Origin of the sequence: Pseudomonas rhizoryzae, from assembly GCF_005250615.1 — a bacterium.
GTDB classification, from domain to species: Bacteria; Pseudomonadota; Gammaproteobacteria; order Pseudomonadales; family Pseudomonadaceae; genus Chryseomonas; species Chryseomonas rhizoryzae.
This window is the reverse complement of record NZ_SULM01000012.1, coordinates 1-21603: the sequence shown is the minus strand read 5'-3', so window position 1 is coordinate 21603 and position 21603 is coordinate 1. Positions and strand designations below refer to the sequence as shown.

Here is a 21603-nt window from a genome sequence, read left to right as displayed (position 1 = left end):
CCCTCTTCAGGAAAGTTGCAGATCGGCGCAGCGGATGCTCAGTCGCTGCAAGCGATAGAGCAGGGTGCGACGTGGCAGGCCCAGTTCCTGGGCGGCCTGGGTCTGGTTGCCGCGGTTCTTGCGCAGGCAGTCCACCAGCAGGCCGCGTTCGAGCTGGTCCAGGCGCTCGCGCAGGGTCAGGCTGCTGGAGGTGGCGGCGAGGGTGGTGGGGCGGATGGCGAAGTGCTCGGGCAGCAGTTCATTGCCTTCGCACAGCAGCACGGCGCGCTCCACCAGCCCCTTGAGTTCGCGGACGTTGCCGGGAAAGGCGTAACCGGCGAGCAGATCCAGGGCGGCGCTGGACCAGCGGCAGCGCGAGCGTTGCAGGCAGGCGCAGGCCTGGTCGGCGAAATGGCGGGCCAGCAGCGGCAGGTCCTCGCCGCGCTCGCGCAGGGGCGGCAGCTGGATGGGGAAATGGGTCAGGCGATAGTAGAGGTCTTCGCGGAAGGTGCCCTGTTCCACCAGGCGCAGCAGATTGCGATGGGTGGCCGCGACGATGCGCACGTCGACCCTGTGGGTCTCGGCGCTGCCCAGCGGGCGCACCTCGCCTTCCTGCAATACCCGCAAGAGCTTGGCTTGCAGCGTCAGCGGCATGTCGCCGATCTCGTCGAGGAACAGGGTGCCGCCGTTGGCCGCATCGAACAGGCCGGCGCGATCACGTTCGGCGCCGGTGAAGGCGCCCTTGCGATAGCCGAAGAGTTCGCTTTCCAGCAGATGCTCGGGTAGCGCCGCGCAGTTCTGCACCACGAACGGCTGGGTGCGCCGCGAGCCGCGTTCGTGGATGGCGCGGGCCACCAGCTCCTTGCCGGTGCCGGTCTCGCCGGTCAGCAGCACGGTGATGGGGGTGTGCAACACCTTGCCGATCAAACGATGTACCTGACGCATGGCGCCGCCGTCACCGAGCATGCCGAAACCATCGGCAGGCGTGCCGGCCGGTTGCTCCGGCACTGGGGTCATAGGCCGCGCCTGGACCCGCTCCAGCAACTGACTCTGCGCCAGGGCGAAGCGGCCGAGCGGTGCCAGTACCTCGGCGTGGGCTTCCAGATCGCGGCGAGTGCGGCTGGCCTGGACCAACAGGCCTTCGACCTGGCCTGCGGGACCCGTCAGGGGTAGGCAACCCAGGCTGCGCCAGCCTTCACCGGGCAGGAAGGCGGTGGCGTGCAGCAGCGGATCCAGCTCGCGCAGATGCAGGCTGCGATTCTGCATCAGGCAATAGTGCAGCAGACTTTCCTGTTCGAGGGGCAGGGCTTCACCGCTTGGCGCGGAGCGGCCATCCAGACTCTGGGCAAGCAGTACCAACTGGGTATGGGTGGCGTCCAGGCGGTAGTACTGCACCAGATCGAGACTGGCCAGCAGCCGAATGCCTTCGACCAACCCGAGCACGAGTTGGGCGGTGTCTTCGCACTGGCCGAGTTCGATGAACAGTGGCAGGGCGCTGTCCGGCGCGGCAGGCAGGGTCATGCCGTCACCTCGCACTGCAGCTCGCCAGTGGCGGAGACGTCGAGGTGTAGCTGGCGCGGTGTTCGGCCTTGGGCCAGGGCGTCGAGCAGGTGGTCAGTCAGCAGTGGCAGCACCCGTTGTTCCAGCAACAGATCGATCCGCCGCGCGCCGCTGTCGGCGTCCAGGCAGCGCGCCGCCAGTTCGTCCAGCAGCGCCGGGGCATAGCTGAAGGCGACCCGGCGGGCGGCCAGCCGGGCGCCGAGGCGACCGAGCTTGAGCTGGAGCAACTCACCCAGCAACGCGCCATCCAGCGGGTAGTAGGGCACCACGCGCATCCGTGCCAGCAGGGCCGGCTTGAAGTGGCGGGTCAGGGTGGGGCGGATCGCCTCGGTGAGACTGGCCACGTCCGGGCGCCCATCGGTGCAGAGACGCTGGATCTCGGCGCTGGCGAGGTTGGAGGTGAGCAGGAAGAGCACGTTGCGGAAGTCCACCTGACGGCCTTCGCTGTCGGTGGCCTGGCCGCGATCGAAGATCTGATAGAACAGGTTCAGCACTTCCGGATCGGCCTTTTCCACCTCGTCCAGCAACACCACCGAATAGGGCTGGCGGCGTACGGCTTCGGTCAGCAGACCGCCTTCGCCATAGCCGACGTAACCGGGCGGTGCGCCGATCAGCCGGGAGACGCTGTGCTTCTCGGCGAACTCCGACAGGTTGAGGGTGGTGAGGAAGCGCTCGCCGCCGTAGAGCAACTCGGCCAGGGCCAGGGCGGTTTCGGTCTTGCCGACGCCACTGGGGCCGACCAGTAGGAAGACGCCGACCGGTGCCTCGGGGGCGTTGAGGCCCACGGCGGCGGCGCGTAGGGCGCGATCCAGGGCGACCACCGCCTGCTCCTGACCGCGTAGGCGTGCGCGCAGATCGCTGGCGAAACGGGTCAGACGTTCGTCGTGTCGACGGGCGAGTTGGCTGGCCGGGATGCCGGTCCAGGCGCTGATCACCTCGGCCACCAGCTCCGGGCAGACCTCCAGGCTGACCAGCCGCTCGCCCTGGCCTTGCAACTGCGCCAGTTCGGCCTGGGTGGCGGCCAGCGCTTCCTGGGCAGCGGTGGCGCGCAGGTCGAGGATGCGTTCGGCCAGGGCGCGCTGCCGTTCCCAGGCCGCTTGCAGAGCGGTGGCGGCCTCGCGATCGCTGGCCAGGCTGGCGGTCAGCTCATCCAGGATGGCCACCTCGACCGGCAGGCCGTGGCCGGCATCGCGTTGAGCGGCGGTCAGGGCGCGCTCGCTGGCGGCCAGGCGCTCGCGCAGCCGCTCCAGCGCCGCCGGCGGACTGGCCAGGCTGATACGCACCCGGGCGCAGCAGGTGTCGAGCACGTCCACGGCCTTGTCGGGCAGCTGGCGACCACTGAGATAGCGCGCGGCCAGTTCCGCGGCGGCCACCACGGCATCGTCGCGCAGATAGACCCCGTGGCTCTCGGCATAGGTCGGCGCCAGGCCGCGCAGCACGGCGATGGCGGTGGCGACGTCGAATTCGTCCAGCTTCACCGGCTGGAAGCGGCGGGCCAGGGCCGGGTCCTTCTCGAAGTACTTCTTGTATTCGCTCCAGGTGGTGGCAGCGATGGTGCGCAATTCGCCACGGGCCAGGGCCGGTTTGAGCAGATTCGCCGCATCCGAGCCGCCCGCGGGCCCGCCGGCGCCGATCAGGGTATGGGCTTCGTCGATGAACAGGATGATCGGCTCCGGCGCCTGGCGCACGGCGTCGATCACCCCCTGCAGCCGGCGCTCGAATTCGCCCTTGACGCTGGCACCGGCTTGCAGCAGGCCGAGGTCGAGGGTACGCACCTCCACCCGGCGCAGACTGTCGGGGACCTCGCCCGCAGCGATGCGCAGCGCCAGGCCTTCGACCAGGGCGGTCTTGCCGACCCCGGCTTCGCCCACCACCAGGGGATTGTTCTTGCGCCGCCGCGAGAGGATGTCCACCAACTGGCGGATCTCGGCGTCGCGGCCCAACACCGGGTCCAGGCGCCCGGCGCGGGCCTGGGCACTGAGGTCATGGGTGAAGCGGCTCAGCGGTGAGTCGCTGGTAACGCTCGTCACGGCCGGCTGCTGCGCCTTGACGTAGTCCAGCAACTGTGCGGCATCCACCCGCTCCAGTAGGCGTCCGTAGCGGGTCCCCAGGTGGCGCTCGGGATGCCGCAGCAGCGCCAGCAGCAGGGCGGCGCTGTCCGTCGCCGGCTGTTGCAACTCCAGCCGCGCCAGCAGCACGGCGTCCTGCAGCCACAGCAGCAACTCCGGGCTGAACACCGGGTCGCCGCCCTCGCCAGCACCCGGGCGGGGCTGCAGGGTGTCGGCAAAGGCCTGGTGGTCGACCTCGGCGGCGCTCAGGGCGCGCCCGAGCAGGCCATCATGGGTCTCCAGCAGCACGGCCAGCAGGTCTTCGATGAGGATCTGCCGTCCGCCACGGCGCACGCAGCGCTGGGCGGCCTGTTCCAGATCCTGGCGCGTCGTGGCGGCCAGGCTGTTGATGAGGTGTTGCAGGTCCAGGGTGAGCATGTCGATCGTCCTTGATTAACGGTGGCAGGCCAGGGTGACCTGACCGTTGGCATGGGTGAGGCCGAGCCAGGTGGTCCAGCCCAGGCGGCAGGGGCTGGCGGCGCCGAGGCGCCATTCGCGCAGCTCGTCCCGGCGCAGGTGCAGGCGCAGGTCGTAGTCCAACTGGTCACGCAGCGTGAAGCGCAGCAAGGCGCGCAGGGCGGCGTGCTGGGCGCCGGCCGGCAGGAAGGCGTGGAAGGCGTCCCAGTCCAGCTCCAGCAGGTGCAGCCGGAACTTGCCGCCACGATCCCGTACCTCTACCCCCAGCACCGCCGCCTGGCCGAGCCGGGCGGTGCCCTGGCCCAGGCGCGCCTGTTGCTCGGCGGGAATGGCGACGCGGCGCTCCAGGCATTGCTCCAGGCGCAGGGCTGGCTGTTCGAAGTAGTAGCGCAGCACCGCCTCGATCAGCGCCGCCGAATGCACCTTGAGGCTGAGCAGGCCCAGGTAGGGCAGCAGACGCTTCCAGTTCAACTCGGATGCCTGGCGCAGACTGCTGTCGCCGAGCCCGATCAGGCTGAACAGCCGGGCCGACAACTCGTCGCGGGCGCCTTGGCGGAAACGCGCGTGATAGCGGTATTTGCGCCAGATCGGCAGCAGCAGTCGATGCAGTCGATGGTTGAACAGGTCGAGGAAATCACGGGTGGTGCGATGCTGCTCGCTGTCGCCCAGGGCCTGTTCACTGTAGAAGGCCGGCAGTGGCGAGCCGCTGCCCATCAGGGCGCCCAGGTTGAGTTGCAGCCGGGCACGCAGGCCGTCGGCATCCGCGACGAATTCCAGGCGTTCGATGTCGCTGCCAGGAAAGGCCAGGCTCGGGTTGGCATGGAATTCCAGGCGCTCGTAGAGGGCCTCTTCATCCAGCGCCGGCTCCAGGCGATGCAACTGCCCCAGCACCTGCTGGATGCCCTGGAACAGCGAATAGTCGCGAATCTCTCGGCACAGCGCCGAGCGGTTCAGATCAGCGGCTGCTGACCCATGCGCGGTGTCCATAGGTACACCTCTCCCTGCAGGCTGCGAACGCTGAGTTGATGGAAGGAGTTCAGGCTGGCGTAGAGCGCGAAGAACTCGTTGAGCACACTGGCGAACAGATACAGCTCGCCCTCGCTGCGAAAGCCGCTGGCGTCCATCTCCAGCTGGGTGGCGATGCCGCGGATCGGCAGGCCCCGGTAGAGACGATCCACCGGGCGATGGCTGATGGCTCGCAGCGCCGCCAGGCGCTGGCGGCTGATCCGTTCGGCCTGGCGATCGTGCTGGCGCGGCAGGTCGTAGCTGGCCAGCACCGTGCGCAGGGCCTCCACATCGGTCAGCGACAGGTAGTTGAGCGACAGGTTGGAGACCAACTGCCACAGGCGGTCGCCGGAGAGCACCGGGGCGTGGCTGGCGGTGGGCGCCGCCAGGTTGCGGAAGGCCAGGCCACCCGGGGTGTTCTCGGTGGGCAGGCAGAGATCGCCGGCGCGCAGGCGCAACGGGAGATTCTGGTTGGTGCAGGTCAGCTCGATGGACAGGGTGTCCTGGTCGTTGCCCGGGTCGCCGAAGGCGAGGTAGGTGTCGATGCCGCCATGCAACAGGGCGGTCCGCTGGCGCACGGCATAGTGCGGCCGGCCCCCCTGGCCGCCGAAGCTGAGGTCATGGGCGAAGGATTCGAAGGGCAGGTAGTCGCGGTGACCCAGGCCGCCGGGCTGCCAGCCGGTCACCCGCTCCACGGCGAACACGCCCAGGTGTTCGCGGCCATGGCCGGCGGGGAACAGCGGATACTCGTCGCGCTTGCCGTCCAGGCGGATCGGCAGGGCGTCGTGGCGAAACAGGTTGACCACCGGCACGCAGTGCAGCCGCAGGTTGTCGCGGCTGGGCAGACGCGGTTGACGGGCGATGCGCCGGATCTCGAAACGCAGCTCCAAGCCGCGAGCTTGGCGCCGGACTTCGTCGGGGAGGGCCAGCAGGGCGGCCAGCCCCTGTACCGTCACGAACAGGAATTTCTCCGGGAAGGCGAAATATTCCTGTAGGTGCCGATAGCCACGGAAGGCATTGGGCGGATAGGGCAGCAGCGCCTCGTCTTCGCCGAAGCCGAGCGGTTGGACCTGCTCGGCGGCCAGCGGCAGGCTGCGTTCGCGGCCCTGGTCATCGACCAGGGGCTCGCCCGCGCCATCGACCGGAACGAGACTCAGCCCCGTCAGGTTGTGCAACAGCGCCAGGTACAGATCCTGGCTGAGGGCGCGGTCGCCCGCCAGGTGCAGCGGCAGCTGGCGCAGATCCATGGCGGCGAGGGTGCCGGTTCCGGTGATGCCCAGGCGCACGGTCAGCCGGGCGCCGTCGCCCTGGGGGGCGAAGCCTACCTCGTCCACGCGCAGCGGCTGGACCTGGGCAGCGAAACAGGTGCGGAAGCGGCAGCTCACCTCATCCAGCGGCTGGGACTCCACTTCCGTTCCACGTGGAACCTCCAGCGGCGCACCCGGCGCGGGCAGGGGATCGAATTCCAGGATGGCGCAACTCGGCAGCGGCCGCAGGTAATGGGGCCACAGCAGGTTGAGCAGCGAGTGGGTCAGCTCCGGCAGTTCGTCATCGAGTTTTTGCCGCAAGCGGCCGGTGAGGAAGGCGAAGCCCTCCAGCAGTCGCTCGACGTCCGGGTCCTGGCCGCCCTGGCCGAGGAAGGGGGCGAGGGCGGGATTGCGCTCGGCGAAGCGCGCGCCCAGCTGGCGCAGTTCCGCCAGCTCGCTCTGGTAGTAGTGATTGAAAGACATGGACCTATCCCTGGCTGACCTTGACCTGACCGCTGCCATCCAGGCTGGCGGTGAAGCGAATGGGGCGACGCTGGCCGTCGAGTTCGAGCTGGCCTTCCAAGGCGAAGGCCAGGGTGGTGCCTTCCCGCGGCAGCGGCAGCACCTTCACCCCCGACAGCCGTGGCTCGTAGGTGGCGACGAACGCCTCGATGGCCAGTCGCGCCCGTTGCAGCGAATCGTGTAGCGACAGACGCAGGTCGTTGAGGTCGGGCAGTCCGTAGTCGGCCTGGATCGGCACGCTGCCGGCGCGGGTGCTGAGCATCTTCGCCAGGTGCGCGGCCACCGAGGCGCTCAGGGCCTCGAAGGGCGAGCCCTGGGGGCGCGCGGCACGGGTGCCGGCCAGGCGTTCGAACAGACTGCCGTGGCTCATCGTCCCTTACTCCTTGTCCAGCTTGCCGACCAGCGAGAGGGTGAAGTCGGCGCCCTGGTACTTGAAGTGGGGCCTGACGCTGAGACCGACGCGGAACCAGCCCGGATTACCCTCGACGTCGCTGACGCGGATGCTGGCCGCGCGCAACGGCCGGCGACCGCGGACCTCGGCGCTAGGGTTTTCCTGGTCGGCGACGAACTGGCGGATCCACTTGTTGAGTTCCAGTTCGAGGTCGGTACGCTCCTTGGTGCCGCCCAGTTGCTCGCGCTGCAGCACCTTGAGGTAGTGCGCCAGACGACTGACGATGAACAGGTAGGGCAGCTGGGTACCCAACTTGTAGTTCAGCTCGGCGGTGCGGCCCTCTTCGCTGTTGCCATAGAACTTGGGCTTCTGCGTCGAGCAGGCGGAGAAGAAGGCGGCGTTGTCGCTGCCCTTGCGCATGGTCAGGGCGATGAAGCCGGCGTCGGCCAGTTCGTATTCGCGGCGATCGGAGATCAGCACCTCGGTGGGAATCTTGGTCTCGATCTCGCCCATGCTCTCGAAGTGGTGCAGCGGCAGGTCTTCCACCGCACCGCCGCTTTGCGGACCGACGATGTTCGGGCACCAGCGGTACTTGGCGAAGCTGTGGGTCAGGCGGGTGGCGAAGGCGTAAGCGGTGTTGCCCCAGAGGTAGTGGCCGTGGTTCTGGCTGACGTTCTCGCGATAGGCGAAGGTCTTCACCGGATTCTCTTCCGGATCGTAGGGGGTGCGCAGTAGGAAGCGCGGCAGGGTCAGGCCGACGTAGCGGGAGTCTTCCTGTTCGCGAAAGGCTTGCCACTTGGCGAATTGCGGGCCGTCGAAGTGATCCTTGAGGTCCTTGAGATCGGGCAGACCGGTGAAGCTTTCCAGGCCGAAGAATCGCGGCCCGGCGGCGGCGATGAAGGGCGCATGAGCCATGGCCGACACCGCGGCCACCTGCTGCAGGGTGCGGATGTCCGGTGCGGTGGGATCGAAGTCGTAGTTGGCGATGATGGCGCCGACCGGCTCGCCGCCGAACTGGCCGAACTCGGCGGTATAGACGTGCTTGTAGAGACCGGACTGGACGATCTCCGGCGCATCCTCGAAGTCTTCCAGCAGGTCCTGCTTGGAGACGTTGAGCATCTCGATCTTGTTGTTTTCACGGAAATCGGTGCGGTCCACCAGCAGCCGCAGGCCACGCCAGGCCGCTTCCAGCGACTGGAATTCGGCGTGGTGCAGGATCTCGTCCACCTGGCGACTGAGCTTTTCGTCGATCTCGGCGATCATGCGGTCGACCAGCGCCTTCTTCACCGGCTGCTGGGCGTTATGCGGCTTGAGCAATTCCTCGATGAAGGCGGAGACGCCGCGCTTGGCTGCGCCATAGCCTTCGTCCTGGGGCGCCAGGCGGGTCTCGGCGATGATGCGGTCGAGAATGCCGTGGTCTTCGGCGACGTCGGCGGAGCGGTGCTGGAGCAGGGTATCGGTCATGATGGGCTTCCTGGTCAGACGTCTTGCTGCGGCAAGCCGAGTTCGCCGAGCACCTGCTCGCGGGCGACCGGATCGGCGAGCACCTGTTCGATGGCCTTGCGGAAGGCCGGCGCGTTGCCGAGCGGCCCCTTGAGCGCCACCAGGGCGTCGCGCAGGTCCATCAGCTGCTTGAGTTCGGGCACCTGCTGCACCAGTCGCGCCGGGCTGAAGTCGGCCATGGCCTTGAGGTCGAGTTGCACCGCGAGGTCGTCATCGCTGCCTTCCTGCAGGCGATTGGGGACCGCCAGAGTCAGCCCCAGTTGCTGCTTGGCCATCACCTCGTCGAAGTTGTCCTTGTCGATGGCCACGGGTTTGCGGTCTTCGAGCTTGCGGTCGTCGCTGCGCTGGGTGAAGTCGCCCAGCACCATGAGCTTGAGGGGCAGCTCCAGTTCTTCTTCAGCACCGCCGGTGGCGGGGCGTACCGTGACGTTGATGCGCTCTTTCAGCGCAACCGAGCCTTCTTTGGCCATGTCTTTCTCCTGATGGGTGAGGGCGAGCCTCAGTCGAGTGCCGCTTCGAGGTCGAGGCGGCAGAGTCTTGGGCGCAGCTGCTGCAGCTGCGCCCGGCTGTCGGCGGTGACGGGTAGCGCTTCCAGGCACTGGCGACGTGCCTGGAGGATGTCCAGCGCCAGTTGCGGCTCCCAACGCGCCAGCAGGGCACCGTGTTCGGCATCCAGCTCGGCGAGCTGGAGATGGGCCAGTTCGAACTGGCGGGCGTGGATCAGCAGGCGGGCGCTGGCCAGGTCCCAAAGCAGGCGTTGGCGCTCGCCTTCGGCGTGGCGGCGACCGGCCTGCAGGCGCCGGACGGCGCTCTTGAGGCCGTTGCTGCGCAGGTCGGCGAGGGCCTCGGCCAAGTCGACGTGCCAGGCTTCCGGCTGGGCGTCGCCGGCCGAGGACTCGGCGGCTGGTGGGGCGCTCCGAGTGGCCAGGCTGGCTAGCCAGAGGCGGGTCTGGGCATCGGCGAAAGGCTGGCCGTCGTGGAAGGCGAGGGCTTCGAGCCCGGGCAGGCGTTCCAGCAGCAGCACCAGCGGCCATTCGATCTCGCGGCAGGCGGCCTCGGCGCCGAGGGTCTGCAGGCATTCCCAGGCCAGGCGCTGACCATCCAACCAGAAGGGCGCGCGGGCCAGACTGGTTTCCAGTTCGCCGAGCAGGGCCGCCGCTCCGCCGGCGGCCTGGCGTTCCTGGAAGAACTTCAGGCGATCGGCCGGCAGGCCACGCAGCCCGGTGATGCCCTGGGCATCATGAGCGGGCAGGCTGTCGATGCCGCTCCACAGCAAGGCGCGGTTCAGCCGCAGCGCACGGGGATCGCCGGTGCGTTGGCGCAGCCACCAGCCGCTCAGGCTGCGGGCGGCTTCCTGCACCTGACGCAGCAGGCGATGGGCATCCTTGTCCGATTCCAGCGGGCCCTGAGGGAGCGGCTGGGCGGCCTGGGCGGATACGCTGGGTGGGGTGACGGCAGCAGGCGTCGAGACGCTCTGCGCCTGGCGGCGCTGCTGCTCGTCCAGACGCCGAACCAGTGGCAGCAACAACGGTGCCTGCTCGCCCAGTCGCGGCTGCAGCAGTTGCTCCAAGCGCGCGAGCTGAGTGCTGAAGACCTCCAGCCAGGAGCCTTCCAGGCCATTGAGCGTGGCTGTGTCGAAGAGGCCGTCCAACCGGCCGCACAGCCAGTTGCAGGCGGCGGCCCGGGTACGGTCCTTACGCGGATGCAAGACGTCCCAATGACTTTCCACCAGCCGTTCGAGGAGTGCCAGTCCAGCCTGTAAACCCGCCCAGCCCTGGATCTGTCGCAGCGCCCAGGTCAGCCAGACGACGACCCTTAGATCCTTGGATTGCTGCTGCAGAAATACGGTGGCCTGTTCCACGGTGGCGGCCCAGTCCGGCTTGAGGTCGCGGTGCAGCGCCTGGGTATCGTGGCAGGCCGTCTCGAGTCGCTCGAACTCCAGGCTATAACGGCAATCTTCACCTGCGAAGTTGTCTGCCTTAATAGGCTGGTCGCCGAGTTCCATATAATGGAGTGCGAGCGGGGGCAATAAAGTCATCCGTGACCTCACTGAGTGAGAAGTTCTGATCCTTGAACTTCTTTTGGGTGAAAACCCTGTGTGAAAGTTTTCGACCGCCGCTGCGCAGCTAATGGCACAGCGGAGGTGTGAGGCGCATCCTAAAGCGGGTGGTGGCCTTTGGGTAGCACGAAAAACGTGATGGACACCCGATTTTTAATGAGGAATTACCGGTTAAAAATCAGTGTTTTTAGTGAGGTGACAATTTTTGTCTTAATTAAACTTTAAAAGTGACTGCCAGTGTCATTTTTATAAGAGTTGTGTTTTTGACTGACGAAAACATGACTTTCAAGAGCCCTGGTAATAGCTGGCAATAAGTGACCCTTGTTGTCTCAGAGCCAGCCATATTCCGCCATGGACAGCGGCTCGCCATCCCCCACTATGAAATGATCCAGCACCCGCACATCCACGAAACCCAGCGCCTCCTTCAACCGGGTGGTGAGCAGGCGGTCGGCCTGGCTGGGTTCGGCGACACCGGAAGGGTGATTGTGGGTCAGGATGACGGCAGCGGCGTTGTGGGCGAGGGCGCGCTTGACCACTTGGCGGGGATAGACGCTGGCGCCATCGATGGTGCCGTGGAACAGGGCTTCGAAGGCGAGCACCCGATGGCGGGTATCGAGGAACAGGCAGCCAAAGATTTCGTGGGGCTCATGGCGCAGGCGCGCCTTGAGGTAATCGCGGACCTGCTGTGGACTTTCCAGCGCCGAATCGCGCCTGAGGCCTTCGGCCAGGTGGCGCCGGCCCATTTCCAGGACCGCCTGCAGTTGGCTGTATTTAGCCGGTCCAAGCCCCAGATGACTGCTGAAGGCGGCGAGATCGGCCTCCAGTAAGGCCCTCAGGCTGCCGAATTCACCAAGCAGCTGGCGGGCGAGGTCCACCGCGCTTTTGCCTGCCACGCCGGTGCGTAGGAAGATCGCCAGCAACTCGGCGTCGGTGAGCGCCTGGGCGCCTTGGTCCAGCAATTTTTCCCGTGGCCGCTCCTGGGCCGGCCAATGCTTGATGCTCATGTACACCTCCTTGTCTGGCGCTGAGCCTGCGTCCTGCAGGCGCTGTGCTATCTTAGCGTGATCGTTTCTGGGCATCCGTAAGCCTCTTTTGGCCACGCGATGCCCGTCCTAGACAGTTTTACAACGGATCAAGGCAATATGCAGCGGCTCCATCGTAAACGCATCCTGTTGGGCGTCGGAGGTGGCATCGCCGCTTACAAGAGCGCCGAACTGGTGCGCCGACTCAAGGATCAGGGCGCCGAGGTACGGGTAGTGCTGACCCGCGGCGGTCGCGAATTCATCACGCCGCTGACCCTCCAGGCGCTATCGGGCTTGCCCGTCCATTTGGATCTGCTGGATCCGGCTGCCGAAGCGGCCATGGGCCATATCGAACTGGCCCGCTGGGCCGATCTGGTGCTGGTCGCCCCGGCCACCGCCGATATCATGGCGCGCCTGGCCCAGGGCGTGGCGGACGACCTGCTCACCACCCTGGTCCTGGCCACCGATGCCCAGATCGCCCTGGCGCCGGCCATGAACCAGGCCATGTGGCGCGATCCGGCTACTCAGGCCAATGCCGAGCTCTTGCGCAGTCGCGGCATCAAGCTGTTCGGGCCGGCCAGCGGCAGCCAGGCCTGCGGTGACGTCGGTCCCGGCCGGATGCTGGAAGCCACCGACCTTGCGCAGCTCGCCGCGGACTGCTTCCAGCGCCTGGATTTGACCGGTCGCCACGTGGTCATCACCGCCGGCCCGACCCAGGAAAACATCGATCCCGTGCGCTATATCACCAACCACAGCTCCGGCCGCATGGGCTTCGCCCTGGCGGAAGCGGCAGCGGAGGCGGGTGCCCGCGTCAGCCTGGTGAGCGGTCCAGTGCATTTGCCGACCCCTGATCGCGTCGAGCGTATCGACGTGGTCAGCGCCCGCGACATGCTGGCGGCCTGCGAGGCCTTGATGCCCTGCGACGTACTCATCGCGTCGGCCGCGGTGGCGGACTATCGCCCCGAGGTGATCGCTCCGCACAAGCTGAAGAAGGATCCCACCCGCGGCGACGGCCTGCTGCTGGAGCTGGTGCGCAATCCCGACATCCTCGCCACCCTGGCGGGGCGCCCGGATCGTCCCTTCAGCGTCGGCTTCGCGGCGGAAACCCAGAATCTGCTGGAGTACGCCCAGCGCAAGCTGCGTGACAAGAACCTCGATCTCATCGTCGCCAACGACGTGGCCAACCCGGCCATCGGCTTCAACAGCGAAGACAACGCGGTCACCGTGATCGACCGTGGCCTGCACGAGATCCGCTTCGAGCAGACCAGCAAGAGCAAAATCGCCCGCCAGCTCATCGCGCTGATTTCCACTCATTTGAAAGACACCGCCAAGACCCATGCATAGCCTTCAAGCCAAGATCCTCGACCCGCGCCTGGGGCGCGATTTCCCGCTGCCGTCCTATGCCACCCCCGGCTCGGCCGGTCTCGACCTGCGCGCCATGTTGCAGGAGGATCTGGTGCTGGAGCCGGGGCAGACCGCGCTGATCCCCACCGGGCTCGCCATCCACATCGCCGATCCGTCACTGGCCGCCTTGGTGCTGCCGCGCTCGGGGCTGGGCCACAAGCACGGCATCGTGCTCGGTAACCTGGTCGGGCTGATCGACTCGGACTATCAGGGTGAACTCATGGTGTCCTGCTGGAACCGCGGCCAGACCACCTTCACGATGAGCATCGGCGAACGTATCGCTCAGCTGATGCTCGTACCTGTGGTGCAGGCGCATTTCGATATCGTGGAGAGCTTCACCGAAACTGAGCGTGGCGCCGGCGGCTTCGGTCACTCCGGGACCCGCTGACGCCAGGCACGCCGTGACATAAAGGAGAAGAGCGGCATGGCAAGCAAGGAGCGACATAAGATCATGGCTCGCAACGCTGCGTTGCCCGGCCTGGGCGGCGGCCTGTTGCTGGCCTTGGCCGGGCTGCTGCTGGCCGCGGCGCTGCTCTGGTTGCTGGTCCTGGTGCCCCAGGGGGAGCGCAACCAGGAGAAGCAGGCCGATCAGGCGTTGCAGGCCCAGGCCGCCTCGCTCAATCAGTTGCTGGTGGCCTTGACCCGACGTCTGCAGGGCGTCGCCGGGGATGCCCTGGTGCTGCAGGCCTTGCAGGGCGATGATCCCGCCGCGCGTACAGCGGCGGAAACCCAGTTGCGCGAGCGGCTGGGCGTGGTCGATGTGCTGGTAGTGCCGGCCGGCATGCGGCAGATCGATAACGACCGCCCCGGCCCACTCAACTACGCCGCCCTCGATCTGCTCAAACGCCTGGAAAGCGGTCAGCGCACGCCGCCGGAAGCCTATCGGCTCGGTGATCGCTGGCTGGTCTACAGCGCCCAACCCATTCGCCGTGGCGATCAACTGCTGGGTAGCGTCGTGCTGGTGGAAGACCTGTCAGCCGTGCTGCAGGGCTGGGCCACGCCGCCGGCGAATATCGGTCACTGGCGCCTGCTGCAGCAATTCCCCGGGGGCGCCGTCCAGCAATTGGCCAGCGGTGGCGCGCCCGGCGACACGGCGTTGAGCCGGCGACTGGCCACGGGCAGTGCGCTCTGGGCGCTGGAGCTGGCACCCGCTACGGAGAGGAACGACGACCTTTCGCTGGGCGCCCCCCTGGTTGCCTTCGCTCTCGCCCTGTTTGGTCTGCTGGCGGGCTTTTGGCTGGTTTCCCGAGAGGTGTCACGACGGCTACGTGACGACGTCCGCACTCTGGCGGTCTATGCCGAGGAACTTGATTCCAATAAGACAGCCAAAAACCCGGCCTTACGCCTGGCGGTAATGGAACCCGTGGCCAAGGCGATGGCTCGATTGGCCGGCCGACCGGCCGGTTCGTCGCCGGACCTCTATGCCACCGTACCTAGCGATGCCGTGGCCAAGACCCTGGCGGAGTTTGCCGACAGAGGCCGCCCTACCCAGAGCGAGCCGCTGTTCCAGACCACCGACATCCTCGACATCAGTATCCTCGACGAAGACCAGGATCTCCTGGGATTGGAGAAACCCCCGATGAGCACTACCCCGCAAGCCCCCCAACTCAATGCCAGCATCTTCCGCGCCTACGATATCCGTGGCGTGGTCGGTGACTCCCTGACCGCCGAAGCCGCCTACTGGATCGGGCGTGCCATCGGTTCGGAGAGCCTGGCGCGTGGCGAGCCCAACGTGGCCGTCGGCCGTGACGGCCGCCTGTCCGGCCCCGAACTGGTCGCCCAACTGATCAAGGGCGTGGCCGACAGCGGCGCCAATGTCAGCGACGTCGGCATGGTGCCGACCCCGGTGCTCTACTACGCGGCCAATGTGCTCGAAGGCAAGTCCGGCGTCATGCTCACCGGCAGCCATAACCCGCCGGACTACAATGGCTTCAAGATCGTCATCGCCGGCGAGACCCTGGCCAACGAGTCCATCCAGCGTCTGCGCCAGCGTATCGAGACCGGCGACGTGGCCAGCGGCCACGGCCAGATCCAGCAGGTCGACGTGCTCAAGAGCTACGCCGACTACATCCGCAACGACGTGGTGCTGGCCAAGAAACTCAAAGTGGTGGTGGACGCCGGCAACGGCGTGGCCGCGGTCAATGCGCCCCAGCTGATCGAATCCCTGGGCTGCGAGGTCATCCCGCTGTTCTGCGAGGTGGACGGCAACTTCCCCAACCACCATCCGGATCCGGGCAAGCCCGAGAACCTCGAAGACCTCATCGCCAAGGTCAAGGAAACCGGGGCCGACCTGGGCCTGGCCTTCGACGGCGACGGCGACCGCGTCGGCGTGGTGACCAACGAAGGCAAGATCATCTATCCCGACCAGTTGCTGATGCTGTTCGCCAAGGACGTGGTCTCCCGTAACCCGGGCGCCGACATCATCTTCGACGTCAAGTGCACCCGTCGCCTGAACAACCTCATCGCCGGCTATGGCGGTCGTCCCATCATGTGGAAGACCGGCCATTCGCTGATCAAGAAGAAGATGAAGGAAACCGGCGCGCTGCTGGCCGGTGAGATGAGCGGCCACGTGTTCTTCAAGGAGCGCTGGTTCGGTTTCGACGACGGCATCTACAGCGCCGTGCGCCTGCTGGAGATCCTCAGCCAGGAGAAGGGCAGCGCCCAACAGGTGTTCGATACCTTCCCGGTAGACATCTCCACCCCGGAGATCAATATCCAGGTGACCGAAGAGAACAAGTTCGGCATCATCGAAACCCTGCAGCGCGACGCCCAGTGGGGCGATGCCCAGATCACCACCCTGGATGGCGTCCGCGTCGACTACCAGAACGGTTGGGGCCTGGTGCGTGCGTCCAACACCACGCCGGTGCTGGTGCTGCGCTTCGAGGCGGAAACCCTCGAAGAGCTGGAGCGCATCAAGACGGTGTTCCGCAAGCAACTGCTGGCGGTGCAGCCGGATCTGAACCTGCCGTTCTGACCTTGGGTCAGCGGTGGCACAGAGGGCGCTTAGGCGCCCTTTGTCTTTTCTATGTCGACCTTGAGAGGTGAGCCATGACCCTGAGCCGCGAGGATGCCTCGCACGTCGCCGAGGTACTGTCCGAGGCGCTGCCCTATATCCGCCGGTTCGTCGGCAAGACGCTGGTGATCAAGTACGGCGGCAACGCCATGGAGAGCGACGAGCTCAAGGCCGGTTTCGCCCGGGACATCGTGCTGATGAAGGCGGTGGGCATCAACCCGGTGGTGGTGCACGGCGGCGGTCCGCAGATCGGCGATCTGCTCAAGCGGCTGTCCATCGAGAGCCACTTCATCGACGGCATGCGCGTCACCGACGCCCAGACCATGGACGTGGTGGAGATGGTGCTGGGTGGCCAGGTCAACAAGGACATCGTCAACCTGATCAACCGTCACGGCGGCAAGGCCATCGGCCTGACCGGCAAGGACGCGGGCCTGATCCGCGCCACCAAGCTCAAGGTCAGCCGACAGACGCCGGAGATGACCAAGCCGGAGATCATCGACATCGGCCACGTCGGCGAGGTCACCGGGGTCAACACCGACCTGATCAACATGCTGGTGCGCGGCGACTTCATCCCGGTCATCGCCCCCATCGGCGTGGGCCAGGACGGTGAGTCCTACAACATCAACGCCGACCTGGTGGCAGGCAAGGTGGCCGAGGCGCTCAAGGCCGAGAAGCTGATGCTGCTGACCAACATCGCCGGCCTGATGGACAAGCAGGGCCAGGTGCTCACCGGGCTTTCCACCGAGCAGGTCAATGGCCTGATCGCCGACGGCACCATCTACGGCGGCATGCTGCCGAAGATCCGTTGTGCGCTGGAAGCGGTGCAGGGCGGCGTGCAGAGCGCCCATATCATCGATGGCCGGGTGCCCAATGCGGTGCTGCTGGAGATCTTCACCGACGTCGGTGTCGGTACCCTGATCACCAACCGCAAGCGCTGAGCGCTTTCGGGCGGATAGGAAACGGCGCCCAAGGGCGCCGTTTTCATTGCTGGCCTGGACTTACTGCTCCCAGCTGGGCTTGGGCAGGGTCAGGCCATGCTGGCCTTGGTAGGCCGCCCGCTTGGGCGATTCCCAGCCTTCCAGCAGGCTGTCCTCGACGCGGTAGATCTCCACGCCCAGCGGCCGGCAGACACTGAGCGGGTCCTGGGCCTCGGGCCCCCACATCGCTAGCGACAGGTCACCCCCTGGACAGGTGGACAGGGCGCAGAGCACATCGATCTCGGCGAAGAATTCCAGGTAGTCGCCGGGCTTGGCCGGGCAGGCCTTCATGAAATACAGGTCATCGTGATTCAGGCCGGTGCACTGGAAGATGTTCAGCACATCGTGGACATCGAATTCGGTGAGGCCATGGGGCAGCACCGCGCGGGTCAGATTGGAGTGGCAGTGGTGATGGAAGTCCTCACCGGTGAGCATCTTGTTGACGTAGGGGTCGCAGCGGGTGCCGAGCAGGTCGTGCAGGCGGCCGCCGTGTTCATCGATGCCATAGTCGGCCAGGCTGTCATCGGTGATGGTCAGCAGCGGGCGCAGGAAGGGCAGGTTCGACCAGAGCCGGTCGTAGGTGCTGACGTGGGCGCCCTGCAATTGCCGGGTGCGCGCCGCCCACATCCGCTCGCGGGGGTCATGGGCGTTCCACACGTTGAAGTCGCCCACCTGGGGGCCGTGTGGGGTGGTGACGCGGAACAGGTGGCCGGCCGGGACCTTCCAGGCGCGACCGGTACGGATCGGGATCTCGAATTGCTCGATCAGGGTGCGCGCCCCTTTGTTTTCGCGCAGGCGATCATAGAAGGCCCGGTCGACCTGCAGGGCCGAGCCCTTGGTGGTCTGGTAGGCGGCAGGGTAGTCCTTGTACATGGGCGGGGCTCCTCGGTCAGAGTGGCTTGGCTGAGCTCAACAGGTCCAGCAGTCGGTTTTCGGAATCCTCGAGGTAGCTGGCCATGGCCTCGGCTGCCTCCTGGGGGCGACCGGCACTGAGTAGGTCGTGGATCTCGCGGTCGCGCTCCAGCCAGGGGCGCTGGAAGTGCTCCTCATCGGGCGCGAGGGAAAACAGCAGGCGCATCTGGGCGGCGACATTGGCGAAGAATTCATCGAGCAGCGGACTGCGCAGCAGGCCGACGATGTGCCGATGGAAGTGCAGGCTATGGGTGCCACAGGCGCGCCAGTCTTCGCGCGACTGCGCCAGTTCGGCGGCCTCGAGGGCGTTCAGCATGAGATCGGACTGGTACTCGCGCAGCGGCCGGCTGCTGCGGATGGCCTGCAATTCCAGGGTACGGCGCACTAGAAAGAGGTCACGCACTTCCGCCAGCCCCAGGCGGCGCACCATCACGCCTTTGTGGCGCACATAGGTGGCCAGGCCCTCGTGGTCCAGCTGGTGGAGGGCTTCCCGAATGGTGTTGCGCGAGGCGTTGTAGGCCTTGACCAGATCCGACTCGACCAGCGCCGTGCCGGGTAGCAGGCGGCCATTGATGATGTCCTCGCGCAGCTCTTTGAGCAGCTGAGCGCCCAGGGATAGGCCTCCCGCCTCTTTACCGCTCATGGGGCCTCGCCCACTGATAGCGGTTGTGCAGACTGCTTAGGTCTTCGCTGGATCATTGCTCGCTACCGCCAAGTCGCTATTCGATTGTTCAACAATGAGTTGAAGTTCAATTAGCACGGTGCGTGCCATAGAGCTGAAAGACTGGCAGGTCGATTGATCTTGAGGAGCCGGGAAGGGTCAGAAGGCGCATTGCCGACCCGAGAGAGTGGACGGCTGAGGAGCGCCTGTAGAACTAGCGGGTCGTACCCTGGTTAGCTTCCAACCGCTGCATGCGCGCGCGGTCGGCGTCGAAGGCGGCAAGGGTGCTACGGCGCAGCTCGGCGTAGCGCTGCAGATCGGCCTGGAGGCGGAGCTGATCGGCGGCGGCGGCATCGATGCGTGCCTGTAGGTCCGCGGGGAGCGTCTGGCCGTTGCGCTGTTGCACCGCGGCCTGCTCCATCAACTGATTTTGCAACTGGCGTGCAGACTCCAGATTGGCTTGCTTGATCTCTACCAGGCCATCCAGCTCCGCCAGCTTGCGCGCCTTGGCTCGGTCGACATCCGCGACGTTGCTGTAGAGCTTGCGCAGCTGTCCATCAGCCAGCGCCTGCTGGCGCTCCCGCTCACGACGTTCCAGTTCCTCGGCGGGCAGGGCGGGGGCGACCTTGCGGATCACCCGGCCTTGCTCGTTGAGCACGTCATAGCCCTTGCCGGCATATTCCGGCGGCACGCCCTGGCGATCGATGACCAGGGTGCCGTTGCGATCCCGATAGCGATACAGCTCGGCCGCCGAACTGGCCAGCGGCAGGGCGATGAGCAAGAGGCCGGCGACAGCGCGGCGTACCACCATGGCCGTCTCTCCTGTGGCTAGTGTGGTGTTTGAGAAGTTCGCGCAAGAATTGGCGAGTGATTTTTTGACCTGGGCCAGGCGCCGCGACGAGTCATAGCAGGGCTATGGCGAGGAGTGGCAACGCCGCCCAGGCCGAAAAAGCGCCGCCAAAATTGTGCAGTCAACTTCTGAAATACCACACTAGATTCCGTATTGAGCGCGATAGTCCTGCACGGCCGGCAGATGCCGCTTGAGCTCGGCATCTTCGGCCAGGTATTCGAGCACCTGATCCAGCGCCACGATGCTCAGTACCGGAATGCCGTAGTCACGCTCGACTTCCTGGATGGCCGACAGCTCGCCGCGCCCGCGCTCCTGGCGGTTGAGGGCGATGAGCACCCCGGCGGCACTGGCACCCTGGGCCTGGATGATCTGCATGACTTCGCGGATGGCCGTGCCGGCGGTGATGACGTCGTCGATGATCAGCGCCTTGCCGGTCAGGGGAGCGCCCACCAGCAGGCCGCCTTCGCCGTGATCCTTGGCTTCCTTGCGGTTGAAGCACCAGGGCGTGTCTTGGCCATGGTGCTCGGCCAGGGCCACCGCTGTGGCGGCAGCCAGGGGAATTCCCTTGTAGGCCGGGCCGAACAGCACGTCGAAGGGCAGCTTGGCCGCGACCAGCGCATCAGCGTAGCAGCGACCGAGCTCGGCCAGCGCCGAACCGCTGTGGAACAGGCCGGCATTGAAGAAATACGGGCTGACACGACCCGATTTCAGGGTGAATTCACCAAAACGCAGAACTCCGCGCTCGATGGCGAAACGAATGAAATTACGCTGATACGCCTGCATATAAGTCCTTGCGCGGCTTGTATTTAGCTAAACCGGTTTAGCTCGGGTATCATACATCCACGATTTTTTGGGGGCCATTTATGCGGATCATCAGCTTGAACGTCAATGGTATTCAGGACGCTGTCGAGCGGGGCCTGTTGCCCTGGTTGAAGGCGCAGAATGCCGACGTGATCTGCCTGCAGGATACCCGCGCCTCTTCCTACGACATGGACGACCCGGCCTACGCCCTGGATGGCTACATCCTCTACGCCTGCGATGCCGAGGTGCCGTCCCAGGGTGGAGTCGCGCTCTATACGCGGGTCCAGCCGAAAGCGGTGATCAGCGGCCTGGGCTTCGAGTCATGTGATCGCTTCGGTCGTTATCTGCAAGCGGACTTCGACAAGGTCAGCATCGCTACCCTGTTGCTGCCTTCGGGCAAGCGTGGCGATGAGGATCTGAACATGAAGTTCAAGTTCATGGACGACTTCACCCACTACCTGAACAAGCAGCGCCGCAAGCGCCGCGAATACATCTATTGCGGCTCGCTGTACGTGGCGCACCAGAAACAGGATGTGAAGAACTGGCGCGACTGCCAGCAGATCCCCGGCTTCCTGGCTCCGGAGCGGGCCTGGATGGACGAGGTGATCGGCAACATGGGCTATGTGGATGCCCTGCGCGAAGTGAGCCGTGAGGGTGACCAGTTCAGCTGGTGGCCCGACAGCGACCAGGCCGAGCATCTGAACCTGGGCTGGCGCTTCGACTACAACATCCTCACCCCGGGCCTGCGCCGCTTCGTCCGCTCGGCGCGCCTGCCGCGACAACCGCGCTTCTCCGAACATGCGCCTTTGATCGTCGATTACGACTGGACCCTCAGCATCTAAGGCGTCCACCCATAAAAAGCCAGCCCAAGGGCTAATGCCAGTCAGTTAAGAGTTCGGCCTTGACGCCTGACTGGCAGCGCACAGAATCCGGTGCTTGATTCCAAGCACCGGATTTTTTATGCGTATTGCTCAAGCCCTGGAAATGACTCGCGAGTTTTCTTCGACCACGACGACACTCGAAGCCTTGGGTGAGCTGCTCGATCCCGACCTGATCAAGACCGCGCTGGAAACAGCCGGGGTGGCTACCCTACGCAAACGTCGGCTGCCGCTGGAATCCATGCTCTGGTGCGTCATCGGCCTGGCCCTGTTTCGTCGCCTGTCGGCCTGGGA

Annotated in this window: 19 protein-coding genes; 6 read left to right on the top strand and 13 right to left on the bottom strand. The window is 66.0% G+C overall.

All coding sequences use genetic code 11. The features are described from left to right. Positions 1 to 6: 6 nt before the first annotated feature. The 9 genes from FAZ11_RS19130 to radC form a co-directional block, all read right to left on the bottom strand. Positions 7 to 1500, bottom strand: coding sequence for a sigma-54 interaction domain-containing protein (locus tag FAZ11_RS19130; protein ID WP_058762301.1), 1494 nt, complete (start codon positions 1498 to 1500; stop codon positions 7 to 9). Next, positions 1497 to 4025 (bottom strand): type VI secretion system ATPase TssH, encoded by a 2529-nt coding sequence (tssH, locus tag FAZ11_RS19125; protein WP_058773653.1) that lies wholly within the window; start codon positions 4023 to 4025, stop codon positions 1497 to 1499. The genes FAZ11_RS19130 and tssH overlap by 4 nt, the downstream gene beginning before the upstream one ends. Positions 4026 to 4040: 15 nt before the next feature. After that, a complete protein-coding gene (gene tssG / locus FAZ11_RS19120) occupies positions 4041 to 5051 on the bottom strand; it encodes a type VI secretion system baseplate subunit TssG (protein ID WP_058773652.1) in 1011 nt (336 codons plus the stop codon). Continuing rightward, positions 5015 to 6799, bottom strand: a complete 1785-nt coding sequence (gene tssF, locus FAZ11_RS19115; protein ID WP_058773651.1) for a type VI secretion system baseplate subunit TssF — start codon at positions 6797 to 6799, stop codon at positions 5015 to 5017. The genes tssG and tssF overlap by 37 nt, the downstream gene beginning before the upstream one ends. Before the next feature lie 4 nt (positions 6800 to 6803). Beyond that, positions 6804 to 7208 (bottom strand): type VI secretion system baseplate subunit TssE, encoded by a 405-nt coding sequence (gene tssE / locus FAZ11_RS19110; protein ID WP_058766905.1) that lies wholly within the window; start codon positions 7206 to 7208, stop codon positions 6804 to 6806. Between the two features lie 6 nt (positions 7209 to 7214). Next, on the bottom strand, positions 7215 to 8693 hold the full coding sequence (gene tssC, locus FAZ11_RS19105; protein ID WP_058766906.1) for a type VI secretion system contractile sheath large subunit: 1479 nt from the start codon (positions 8691 to 8693) through the stop codon (positions 7215 to 7217). Between the two features lie 14 nt (positions 8694 to 8707). Continuing rightward, positions 8708 to 9202 carry a type VI secretion system contractile sheath small subunit gene (tssB, locus tag FAZ11_RS19100; RefSeq protein WP_058773650.1) on the bottom strand — a complete coding sequence of 165 codons (495 nt, stop codon included), beginning with the start codon at positions 9200 to 9202 and terminating at the stop codon, positions 8708 to 8710. 29 nt (positions 9203 to 9231) lie between these two features. After that, positions 9232 to 10737, bottom strand: a complete 1506-nt coding sequence (gene tssA, locus FAZ11_RS19095) for a type VI secretion system protein TssA (RefSeq protein ID WP_058773649.1) — start codon at positions 10735 to 10737, stop codon at positions 9232 to 9234. A gap of 383 nt (positions 10738 to 11120) precedes the next feature. Next, positions 11121 to 11795: a RadC family protein gene (radC, locus tag FAZ11_RS19090; protein WP_058762309.1), complete on the bottom strand. Its 675-nt coding sequence runs from the start codon at positions 11793 to 11795 to the stop codon at positions 11121 to 11123. Between the two features lie 138 nt (positions 11796 to 11933). Between radC and coaBC the strand changes: the two genes are divergently transcribed. The 4 genes from coaBC to argB all read left to right on the top strand — a co-directional run bounded on the left by coaBC (position 11934) and on the right by argB (position 17168). Continuing rightward, positions 11934 to 13157 (top strand): bifunctional phosphopantothenoylcysteine decarboxylase/phosphopantothenate--cysteine ligase CoaBC, encoded by a 1224-nt coding sequence (gene coaBC / locus FAZ11_RS19085; RefSeq protein WP_058773648.1) that lies wholly within the window; start codon positions 11934 to 11936, stop codon positions 13155 to 13157. Continuing rightward, positions 13150 to 13605 carry a dUTP diphosphatase gene (gene dut / locus FAZ11_RS19080; protein WP_058766909.1) on the top strand — a complete coding sequence of 152 codons (456 nt, stop codon included), beginning with the start codon at positions 13150 to 13152 and terminating at the stop codon, positions 13603 to 13605. Before coaBC ends, dut begins: the two co-directional genes overlap by 8 nt. 63 nt (positions 13606 to 13668) lie before the next feature. Beyond that, entirely contained in the window at positions 13669 to 16191 is a 2523-nt protein-coding gene (locus FAZ11_RS25265; RefSeq protein ID WP_338052963.1) for a phosphomannomutase/phosphoglucomutase, read from the top strand. 74 nt (positions 16192 to 16265) lie between these two features. Continuing rightward, positions 16266 to 17168, top strand: a complete 903-nt coding sequence (gene argB, locus FAZ11_RS19070) for an acetylglutamate kinase (protein ID WP_058762313.1) — start codon at positions 16266 to 16268, stop codon at positions 17166 to 17168. Between the two features lie 60 nt (positions 17169 to 17228). Here the strand turns inward: argB and FAZ11_RS19065 are convergent, their stop codons facing one another. The 4 genes from FAZ11_RS19065 to pyrE all read right to left on the bottom strand — a co-directional run bounded on the left by FAZ11_RS19065 (position 17229) and on the right by pyrE (position 20413). After that, positions 17229 to 18080 (bottom strand): urea carboxylase-associated family protein, encoded by an 852-nt coding sequence (locus FAZ11_RS19065; protein WP_058773646.1) that lies wholly within the window; start codon positions 18078 to 18080, stop codon positions 17229 to 17231. A gap of 16 nt (positions 18081 to 18096) precedes the next feature. Next, complete coding sequence (locus FAZ11_RS19060; protein WP_058773645.1) at positions 18097 to 18762, bottom strand: GntR family transcriptional regulator; 666 nt, start codon at positions 18760 to 18762, stop codon at positions 18097 to 18099. A 232-nt stretch (positions 18763 to 18994) separates the two neighbouring features. Then, complete coding sequence (locus FAZ11_RS19055; RefSeq protein WP_058773644.1) at positions 18995 to 19591, bottom strand: hypothetical protein; 597 nt, start codon at positions 19589 to 19591, stop codon at positions 18995 to 18997. Positions 19592 to 19771: 180 nt separating this feature from the next. Further along, positions 19772 to 20413: an orotate phosphoribosyltransferase gene (gene pyrE / locus FAZ11_RS19050; protein WP_058762317.1), complete on the bottom strand. Its 642-nt coding sequence runs from the start codon at positions 20411 to 20413 to the stop codon at positions 19772 to 19774. Between the two features lie 80 nt (positions 20414 to 20493). On the opposite strand from pyrE, the gene FAZ11_RS19045 reads away from it, so the two are divergent. Further along, the gene (locus tag FAZ11_RS19045; RefSeq protein ID WP_058762318.1) at positions 20494 to 21273 is read left to right on the top strand and encodes an exodeoxyribonuclease III; all 780 of its coding nucleotides are present in this window, start codon (positions 20494 to 20496) and stop codon (positions 21271 to 21273) included. A 118-nt stretch (positions 21274 to 21391) separates the two neighbouring features. After that, the coding region (locus tag FAZ11_RS19040; protein WP_193557484.1) for a transposase domain-containing protein at positions 21392 to 21603 on the top strand (212 nt) is incomplete at its 3' end.

Coding starts and splice junctions, on each gene's coding strand:
- FAZ11_RS19130 (WP_058762301.1), bottom strand. CDS start 1,500: ATGACCCTGCCTGCCGCGCCGGACAGCGCCCTGCCACTGTTCATCGAA.
- tssH (WP_058773653.1), bottom strand. CDS start 4,025: ATGCTCACCCTGGACCTGCAACACCTCATCAACAGCCTGGCCGCCACG.
- tssG (WP_058773652.1), bottom strand. CDS start 5,051: ATGGACACCGCGCATGGGTCAGCAGCCGCTGATCTGAACCGCTCGGCG.
- tssF (WP_058773651.1), bottom strand. CDS start 6,799: ATGTCTTTCAATCACTACTACCAGAGCGAGCTGGCGGAACTGCGCCAG.
- tssE (WP_058766905.1), bottom strand. CDS start 7,208: ATGAGCCACGGCAGTCTGTTCGAACGCCTGGCCGGCACCCGTGCCGCG.
- tssC (WP_058766906.1), bottom strand. CDS start 8,693: ATGACCGATACCCTGCTCCAGCACCGCTCCGCCGACGTCGCCGAAGAC.
- tssB (WP_058773650.1), bottom strand. CDS start 9,202: ATGGCCAAAGAAGGCTCGGTTGCGCTGAAAGAGCGCATCAACGTCACG.
- tssA (WP_058773649.1), bottom strand. CDS start 10,737: ATGGAACTCGGCGACCAGCCTATTAAGGCAGACAACTTCGCAGGTGAA.
- radC (WP_058762309.1), bottom strand. CDS start 11,795: ATGAGCATCAAGCATTGGCCGGCCCAGGAGCGGCCACGGGAAAAATTG.
- coaBC (WP_058773648.1), top strand. CDS start 11,934: ATGCAGCGGCTCCATCGTAAACGCATCCTGTTGGGCGTCGGAGGTGGC.
- dut (WP_058766909.1), top strand. CDS start 13,150: ATGCATAGCCTTCAAGCCAAGATCCTCGACCCGCGCCTGGGGCGCGAT.
- FAZ11_RS25265 (WP_338052963.1), top strand. CDS start 13,669: ATGGCTCGCAACGCTGCGTTGCCCGGCCTGGGCGGCGGCCTGTTGCTG.
- argB (WP_058762313.1), top strand. CDS start 16,266: ATGACCCTGAGCCGCGAGGATGCCTCGCACGTCGCCGAGGTACTGTCC.
- FAZ11_RS19065 (WP_058773646.1), bottom strand. CDS start 18,080: ATGTACAAGGACTACCCTGCCGCCTACCAGACCACCAAGGGCTCGGCC.
- FAZ11_RS19060 (WP_058773645.1), bottom strand. CDS start 18,762: ATGAGCGGTAAAGAGGCGGGAGGCCTATCCCTGGGCGCTCAGCTGCTC.
- FAZ11_RS19055 (WP_058773644.1), bottom strand. CDS start 19,591: ATGGTGGTACGCCGCGCTGTCGCCGGCCTCTTGCTCATCGCCCTGCCG.
- pyrE (WP_058762317.1), bottom strand. CDS start 20,413: ATGCAGGCGTATCAGCGTAATTTCATTCGTTTCGCCATCGAGCGCGGA.
- FAZ11_RS19045 (WP_058762318.1), top strand. CDS start 20,494: ATGCGGATCATCAGCTTGAACGTCAATGGTATTCAGGACGCTGTCGAG.